Raw genomic sequence first — 8,134 nt, 5'->3', positions numbered from 1 at the left:
ATGCCGATAATGGATAACAATCAAATGCCAAACATGATGCCGATAATGGATAACAATCAAATGCCAAACATGATGCCGATAACGGATAACAATCAAATACCGAACATAATGCCAATAATGGATAACAATCAAATGCCGAACATGATGCCGATAATGGATAACAATCAAATGCCAAACATGATGCCGATAATGGATAACAATCAAATGCCGAACATGATGCCGATAATGGATAACAATCAAATGCCGAACATGATGCCAATAATGGATAACAATCAAATGCCGAACATGATGCCAATAATGGATAACAACCAACCACCGAATATGATGCCATATCAAATGCCGTATCAACAGCCAATGATGCCGCCATATCCGCATTATCAGCAACAAAATCCATACAATCAAATGCCGCCACAATATACTTCTATGCCAAATCCAAATATGATGCCAATGGATAATAATATGCCACCACTCGTGCAAGGGGAAGAAGATTGTGGATGCGGAGGAGAGAGTAGGTTATATAGTCCGCAACCGGGTGGACCACAATACGCCAATCCTTTATATTATCAACCGACTCAGCCAGCATATGCACCGCAGCCAGGAACGATGTATTATCAGCCAGATCCACCAAATGTATTTGGAGAACCAGTTTCAGAAGAAGAGGATGAAGAGGAAGTTTAAAAAAGGTGGGGTTATTCCCGCCTTTTTTGTATTCGTGATAGTCAGGAATATGGTGAATTTACATTAAGTGCTAGAAAATTCCTAGTGAAATATTAACAGTGTAAAAAACCTCTCTGTTACTCATCATAAGGGGGAGCTTTTCGAAAGAGAAGTTCATTCTAACAAGGGGGGGTTTTGTATTGAATACGAAAGTAAAAGTTATTGCTGCTTCTTTGTTAGTTACCAGTGCATTAGCTGCATGTGGTACACCAAAAGATAATAATGCGATGGATGGACGTAACTATAATTACGAGCGTACATCTTATAATGATACACACCGATATAATGATAATGTAACGCGTAACGATCGTTCTACAGATTATGTAACATATAGAAACGGTCGTAATGACGCAGGATCCAACTATTATCGTGATGTAAATTATAATGGGCAAATTGCTAATCCGCACCCAACTCGTAATATTACAATGAACAATTCATACATTAACAATGATGGTAAAACTGCGGAGAAAATTACGAATCGTGTAAAACGTATGAATAACGTAGATCGAGTTTCTACAGTTGTATATGGAAACGATGTAGCGATTGCGGTAAAGCCACGTAATTCAGCGACAGATGAAACAGCAATGGCAAACGAAATTCGTCAAGCTGTTGCGAATGAAGTTGGAAATAGAAATGTTTATGTTTCTGTAAGAAATGACATGTTTACTCGTGTGGATGCAATGAGTACACGTCTACGTAACGGCACAGTTACAAACGATTTTAATCGTGACATAACAAATATGTTCCGAGATATTCGTTATGGATTAACTGGTACAGTGCGATAGCAAAACAAAAGAGGAGGGGCTTAGCCCTTCCTCTTTATTCTTCTTCATCTTGTAAACGACGTTTTTTGATGAAATAACTAATGGAATAAGAAACTAAAAAGCATATGAAGAAAACACTACCTGTTAGAAGTGCTTCAAACAGAGGTCTTTCTGGACTGAAAATGATATAAATAATAATCATAATAGTTCCTACAATAAGAGAGCGTAAGACAAGCTTGTAATAAGGAGTTAATTTTATTTCCTTTTTGCCTTCTTCCACATCAATTGAAACGCTTAACTGTAAATAAGCAAGTAAAATACTCGTAAGCATAAATAATAGCCACAATGGAGATTTCGTAATTTGATCAATTCCTTCAGTGAATCCGATATAGCCTAAAATTCCAATTACGCCAATGTATTGAAAAATAAAGACAATACGTATATTTTTTAATGTTTGAAGAATGAGACGTTCATCCTTTATTTTTTTCACAATATCCATCTCCTGTTTATATTTATAGCATTAATTGTAATGTATATATTACACTAATCAATTTATAATTTACATAAATTTCGATTGGATGAAAAGAGGAAGAAAAATATGTTTAGAAACATGTTGCGCTTCTATCTTATTAATGTTATATTAGCAAAGCGATGAGCTAATTTACGTAAGTCGAGAGATATGCTTAAGTGCTAAACACGCGAATGTGGTCGCCTGGTTTCTCGCCGTAAACGCATCAAGACGCCTGCTTTGCAGGCGTCTTTCATTTTATATAAAAGTAAATGATACATGCAGATGAGGATTAACCCTTATCTGCATTTTTTATTTTCCTTAGAAATTTAATGCTATTGTTTATATGGATAAAACCCCCATTTCCGGAAAAGCTACAAATGAAAGTATGATTTTGCCTAGAAGAGGTGAACGGAAATGAAATGGATACTAATTGCATTGCAAGCTTTCGTTATGATGTTTTGCTTAGCTTATGGATCCGATGTGAGGGCAGAAGTAACGGAAAAAGAACCTCAAGTTACAATTTTATTAGAGCGTATGTATGTTGATGGCGAAGTAAGTGAAGAAATATTTACAGAAAAAGTAGCGGATTTAGAAAAGTTTTTACAGCAATATAAAGAGTGGCAACTTGTTGATCGTGATGATGTGCAAATCGTATTACAAAAGAAAGTTGATGATATTTCTCCTTTACTGAAAACGAGCGGTTATTTTGGTGTTTCAGAGGAAGGGATATTGCAAATTTTCAAAGGGGTACCGAAAAGTGATAACGCGATCCATTCCTTCTTTCAAATTGATATGAAAAAGCTTGAAAGTTATGAGCGTGCGAAATTGAAACGTGGTATTCGCATAAAATCAAAAGAAGGTTTTGTAAAGACAATCGAAAAAATGAAGCAGTACGCAGTGCAAAATAAGAAAAAAAGCAGCTCAGGGTGAGCTGCTTTTTTTCTTATTTATTCTTAGCTAAAATTTGTTTTGCGATTTCATCAATTAGCATGTCTTTTCCGATTGGATTGAATGCTTTCGTATTGAAGACTTCGTTTGATACTTCATATACGTGATTGTTTTTTACTGCTTTATTATCTTTCCAAACAGCGCTGTTCTTATAGTCTTCGTACGCTTTATCAGCTTCGCCGCCGAAGTTTACAATGAACATTTGATCAGGCTGGAATGCAACAAGCCCTTCTAGTGATACTTGTGCCATCGTTTGTTTTAAATCTGTACCTTTTGTTGCTGGAAGTTTTAAGTCGTTAAAGATGATGTCACCGTATCCGAAGCTACCGTATACACGGAAGTTTTGTGGTGTAACTGCAACGAACATAAAGTTCTCATCTTTTGTTTTCTCTATAATTTTTTTAGATAAAGAATCTGCTTTTTTATCGTAGTCTGCAATCCATTTGTCTGCTTTCTTTTCTTCGTCAAATAGTTTACCTACTTCTTTAAACTTACCGCGCCAGTCTTCTAGATTTGTTTCTAGAACAACTGTCGGTGCAACTTTTTCTAGTTGATCATAAATTTTCAATTGACGATTGTTTAAAATAATTAAGTCTGGTTTTAAAGCAGTAACAGCCTCTAGGTCAACTTTAGGTGCCCAGTACCAGCCGACTGCTTTTACTCCGTCTAGCTTGTCTGTTAAGTGATTTTGGATTTTATCTTTATATGTGTTTGCTGTGCCAACAGGTTTATGTCCAAGGATTAATAATTCCTCTGTTGATCCAGATAAGTCAACAATTCTCTTTGGATTAACTGGAATTGTTGCTTCCCCTTTAGCGTGTTTTACAACTTTCGTTTTCGGTTGTTCTTTTGTTTTTGATTCTTCTTTTTGAGAAGAACAGCCAACAATAGAAAGAACAACTAGCATGATAGTAAATAAAATAGATAATTTGCGTTTCATCCCGATGTAACCCCTTTAATTAGTATTGATAATCATTATCGACTTCTGTATAGTAATGTTCTTTCTGTCTTTATGTCAATAGAAAAAAACGGAAATTCCAAATAGGGAACGTTTGTTGGGGTAGTCTCGCTTTTCTCTTGTTAAATATGTTAAAATGGAATACATGATTTGAGAGGGAGAGATCGTATTTTGTTTGAATATGTTACAGGTTACGTGGAGTATGTAGGACCGGAATATGTCGTAATTGATCATAATGGAATTGGTTATCAAATTTTCACACCAAATCCGTATGTATTTCAAAGAAGTAAGCAAGAAATTCGTGTCTATACATATCATTATGTGAGAGAAGATATTATGGCACTTTACGGATTTAAAACACGTGAAGAGCGTTCATTATTTACAAAATTGTTAGGTGTATCGGGCATTGGACCGAAAGGCGCTCTTGCAATTTTAGCTTCTGGTCAAACAGGACAGGTTGTTCAAGCGATTGAACATGAAGATGAGAAGTTTTTAGTGAAATTCCCAGGTGTCGGAAAGAAAACGGCACGCCAAATGATTTTAGACTTAAAAGGAAAACTGGCAGATGTCGTACCAGATGCATTTGTTGATCTATTCTCAGATGTCGAAAGTTTTGATCAGAAGAAAGGTTCATCAACTGAGCTTGATGAGGCGCTTGAAGCACTAAGAGCACTTGGTTACGCGGAGAGAGAAGTTTCTCGCGTTGTACCAGAATTATTAAAAGAATCACTTACAACGGATCAGTATATTAAAAAGGCACTTAGTCTGTTACTAAATGGTAAGAGGTGAGTATAATGGACGAACGTCTCCTTTCAGGGGAATCTGGATACGAAGATGCGGATTTAGAGTATTCATTACGGCCACAGACGCTCCGTCAGTATATTGGCCAAGATAAAGCGAAACATAATTTAGAAGTGTTTATTGAAGCGGCGAAAATGCGTGAAGAAACGTTAGATCACGTACTTTTATATGGACCACCTGGACTTGGTAAAACGACGCTTGCGAATATTATTGCCAATGAAATGGGTGTTAACATTCGAACAACGTCAGGTCCCGCAATTGAAAGACCAGGAGATTTAGCGGCTGTATTAACAGCACTTCAGCCTGGGGATGTATTATTTATTGATGAAATTCATCGTTTGCATAGATCTATTGAAGAAGTGTTATACCCAGCGATGGAAGACTTTTGCCTTGATATCGTTATTGGGAAAGGACCGTCAGCTCGCTCTGTACGTCTAGACTTACCTCCATTTACGCTAGTTGGGGCAACGACGCGTGCAGGTGCATTATCAGCACCACTTCGTGACCGTTTTGGTGTACTTTCACGATTAGAGTACTATACAGTAGATCAGCTTTCTGCGATTGTAGAACGTACAGCGGAAGTGTTTGAAGTTGAAATAGATTCGTTAGCTGCATTAGAAATTGCAAGACGTGCCCGTGGTACACCTCGTATTGCGAATCGTCTATTACGACGTGTACGTGACTTCGCGCAAGTTCGCAGTGACGGAACGATTGCGATGGAAATTACACAAATGGCGTTAGAACTATTACAAGTAGATAAATTAGGACTTGATCATATCGATCATAAATTACTGCTTGGTATTATTGAAAAGTTCCGCGGTGGTCCAGTTGGATTAGAAACCGTTTCAGCAACGATTGGAGAAGAATCGCATACGATTGAAGATGTGTATGAGCCGTATTTATTACAAATTGGCTTTTTACAAAGAACGCCAAGAGGCCGGATCGTAACACCGCTCGCATATGAGCATTTCGGAATGGAGATGCCAAAAGTATGACGGAGATGCCAAAGCTGCTTATTACAGCGGGTATTTTACTCATTGTTGTTGGATTAGCTTGGAAGTTCATTGGAAGGCTTCCAGGCGATATTTTTGTGAAAAAAGGAAACGTTACCTTTTATTTTCCTATCATTACCTGTATTGTGTTAAGTATTGCATTATCTTTTATTATGTATATAATAAATCGATTCAAATAAGAAATAGGTGGATACAGTTATGGATATTAATCTGTTTGATTTTCATTTACCAGAAGAGCTCATTGCACAAATTCCGCTTGAAGAGCGTGAAACATCAAGATTGATGATGTTAGACCGTGAAACAGGAGATATTGAGCATAAACATTTTACGGACATTCTTTCTTACTTACATGAGGGGGATTGCTTAGTTTTAAATGAAACGAAAGTTATGCCTGCTCGCTTGCACGGTGTGAAAGAAGATACAGGTGCACACATTGAAGTACTTCTTTTGAAACAAGAAGAAGGCGATAAGTGGGAAACGCTTGTAAAGCCAGCGAAGCGTATAAAAGAGGGAACTGTCATCTCTTTTGGTGAAGGAAAGTTAAAAGCAACTTGCATTGGAACAGCAGATCAAGGTGGGCGTCAACTTGAGTTTTCATATGACGGCATCTTTTATGAAATTTTAGACGAACTTGGAGAAATGCCACTTCCTCCATATATTAAAGAGACGCTAGAAGATCGCGATCGTTATCAAACGGTATATGCGAAGGAGATCGGTTCAGCAGCAGCACCAACGGCTGGACTTCACTTTACAGAAGAGTTACTCGAGAAATTGAAGCAAAAAGGCGTTCAATTAGCATTCATTACACTCCATGTAGGACTTGGAACATTTAGACCAGTTTCTGCAGATACGATTGAAGAGCATCATATGCACGCAGAGTATTACCATATGTCTGAAGAGACTGCTGCCCTATTAAATCGTGTGAAAGAGAATGGCGGACGTATTATTACTGTAGGTACGACATCAACTCGTACGTTAGAAACGATTGCGACAGATCATAGTGGTAAGCTTTGCGCCGCTTCTGGCTGGACAGATATTTTTATGTACCCAGGATATGAGTTTAAAGCAATTGATGGTTTAATTACAAACTTCCATTTGCCGAAATCAACATTAATTATGCTTGTAAGTGCATTTTCAAATAGAGATAATGTACTTCATGCTTATAATGAAGCAGTAAAAGAAAAATATCGTTTCTTTAGCTTTGGTGATGCGATGTTCGTTGCATCTCACGCTAAAATGAGAAACAAATAAAAGGAGTAAATTATGACAGCAATTCGGTATGAATTTATTAAAACTTGTAAACAAACGGGTGCGCGTTTAGGTCGAGTGCATACGCCACACGGTTCATTTGATACACCAACATTTATGCCAGTTGGTACACTTGCAACAGTTAAAACGATGTCACCAGAAGAATTAAAAGCGATGGATTCTGGCATTATTTTAAGCAATACGTATCATTTATGGCTACGTCCAGGCCACGAAATTATTCGTGAAGCAGGTGGCTTGCATAAGTTTATGAACTGGGATCGTGCAATCTTAACGGATTCTGGTGGTTTCCAAGTATTTAGCTTAAGTGACTTCCGCCGTATTGAAGAAGAAGGTGTTCATTTCCGTAACCACTTAAATGGAGATAAATTATTCTTATCACCAGAAAAAGCGATGGAAATTCAAAATGCATTAGGTTCAGATATCATGATGGCATTTGATGAGTGTCCACCGTTCCCTGCTACTTTTGAATACATGAAGAAGTCTGTAGAGCGTACAAGCCGCTGGGCAGAGCGTTGCCTAAAGGCGCATGAACGTCCACAAGACCAAGGTTTATTCGGTATTGTGCAGGGCGGGGAGTTTGAAGAGCTTCGTCGCCAAAGTGCGAAAGATCTTGTTTCAATGGACTTCCCTGGCTATGCTATAGGCGGTCTATCTGTTGGTGAGCCGAAGGATATTATGAATCGTGTTCTTGAGTTTACAACACCACTTCTTCCAGATAATAAACCCCGTTACTTAATGGGAGTAGGTTCTCCTGACTCGTTAATTGATGGTGCAATTCGCGGTGTTGATATGTTTGACTGTGTACTTCCAACTCGTATCGCTCGAAATGGTACATGTATGACAAGTGAAGGTCGTTTAGTTGTGAAAAATGCGAAATTTGCTAGAGACTTCGGTCCGCTTGATCCAAACTGTGATTGTTACACATGTAAAAATTACTCTCGTGCGTATATTCGTCACTTAATGAAATGTGATGAAACGTTCGGAATTCGTTTAACGTCTTATCACAACCTTCATTTTCTGTTAAACTTAATGGAGCAGGTGAGACAAGCTATTCGTGAAGACCGTCTTGGCGATTTCCGCGAAGAGTTCTTTGAACAGTATGGCTTTAATAAACCGAATGCTAAAAACTTCTAATACATAATTTAAAAGGAGG

General features: G+C 37.8%; 9 protein-coding genes and 1 pseudogene. 8 read left to right on the top strand and 2 right to left on the bottom strand.

From position 1 onward, the window contains the following. A pseudogene (exsA, locus tag MR071_RS03110) lies at positions 1-678 on the top strand (spore coat assembly protein ExsA); the annotation flags it as partial. A 179-nt stretch (positions 679-857) separates the two neighbouring features. Beyond that, positions 858-1,502, top strand: a complete 645-nt coding sequence (locus tag MR071_RS03105; RefSeq protein WP_016106224.1) for a YhcN/YlaJ family sporulation lipoprotein — start codon at positions 858-860, stop codon at positions 1,500-1,502. A gap of 34 nt (positions 1,503-1,536) precedes the next feature. Here MR071_RS03105 and MR071_RS03100 read toward each other — a convergent pair whose 3' ends face one another. Then, positions 1,537-1,980 carry a branched-chain amino acid ABC transporter substrate-binding protein gene (locus tag MR071_RS03100; RefSeq protein WP_105584390.1) on the bottom strand — a complete coding sequence of 148 codons (444 nt, stop codon included), beginning with the start codon at positions 1,978-1,980 and terminating at the stop codon, positions 1,537-1,539. Positions 1,981-2,406: 426 nt separating this feature from the next. Between MR071_RS03100 and MR071_RS03095 the strand changes: the two genes are divergently transcribed. Continuing rightward, complete coding sequence (locus MR071_RS03095; RefSeq protein ID WP_242234825.1) at positions 2,407-2,922, top strand: BofC C-terminal domain-containing protein; 516 nt, start codon at positions 2,407-2,409, stop codon at positions 2,920-2,922. 13 nt (positions 2,923-2,935) lie between these two features. Here MR071_RS03095 and MR071_RS03090 read toward each other — a convergent pair whose 3' ends face one another. Then, positions 2,936-3,880 (bottom strand): iron-hydroxamate ABC transporter substrate-binding protein, encoded by a 945-nt coding sequence (locus tag MR071_RS03090; RefSeq protein WP_105584392.1) that lies wholly within the window; start codon positions 3,878-3,880, stop codon positions 2,936-2,938. Positions 3,881-4,069: 189 nt separating this feature from the next. Between MR071_RS03090 and ruvA the strand changes: the two genes are divergently transcribed. From ruvA to tgt, 5 genes are read left to right on the top strand one after another with little or no spacing between them, the layout of a single operon-like run. Further along, positions 4,070-4,687 (top strand): Holliday junction DNA helicase RuvA, encoded by a 618-nt coding sequence (gene ruvA / locus MR071_RS03085; RefSeq protein ID WP_105584393.1) that lies wholly within the window; start codon positions 4,070-4,072, stop codon positions 4,685-4,687. 5 nt (positions 4,688-4,692) lie between these two features. Then, on the top strand, positions 4,693-5,694 hold the full coding sequence (gene ruvB, locus MR071_RS03080) for a Holliday junction branch migration DNA helicase RuvB (RefSeq protein ID WP_000344470.1): 1,002 nt from the start codon (positions 4,693-4,695) through the stop codon (positions 5,692-5,694). Next, positions 5,691-5,891, top strand: a complete 201-nt coding sequence (locus MR071_RS03075; RefSeq protein ID WP_000138161.1) for a DUF2905 domain-containing protein — start codon at positions 5,691-5,693, stop codon at positions 5,889-5,891. The genes ruvB and MR071_RS03075 overlap by 4 nt, the downstream gene beginning before the upstream one ends. 19 nt (positions 5,892-5,910) lie before the next feature. Then, the gene (gene queA, locus MR071_RS03070; RefSeq protein WP_105584395.1) at positions 5,911-6,963 is read left to right on the top strand and encodes a tRNA preQ1(34) S-adenosylmethionine ribosyltransferase-isomerase QueA; all 1,053 of its coding nucleotides are present in this window, start codon (positions 5,911-5,913) and stop codon (positions 6,961-6,963) included. A 12-nt stretch (positions 6,964-6,975) separates the two neighbouring features. Beyond that, positions 6,976-8,115 (top strand): tRNA guanosine(34) transglycosylase Tgt, encoded by a 1,140-nt coding sequence (tgt, locus tag MR071_RS03065; protein WP_000125359.1) that lies wholly within the window; start codon positions 6,976-6,978, stop codon positions 8,113-8,115. Positions 8,116-8,134: the final 19 nt, after the last annotated feature.

The sequence above is a fragment of the Bacillus cereus group sp. BfR-BA-01316 genome, from assembly GCF_022664195.1.
Lineage (GTDB): Bacteria > Bacillota > Bacilli > Bacillales > Bacillaceae_G > Bacillus_A.
The sequence above is the reverse complement of the archived record's forward strand: the minus strand, read 5'-3'. Positions and strand labels throughout refer to the sequence as shown.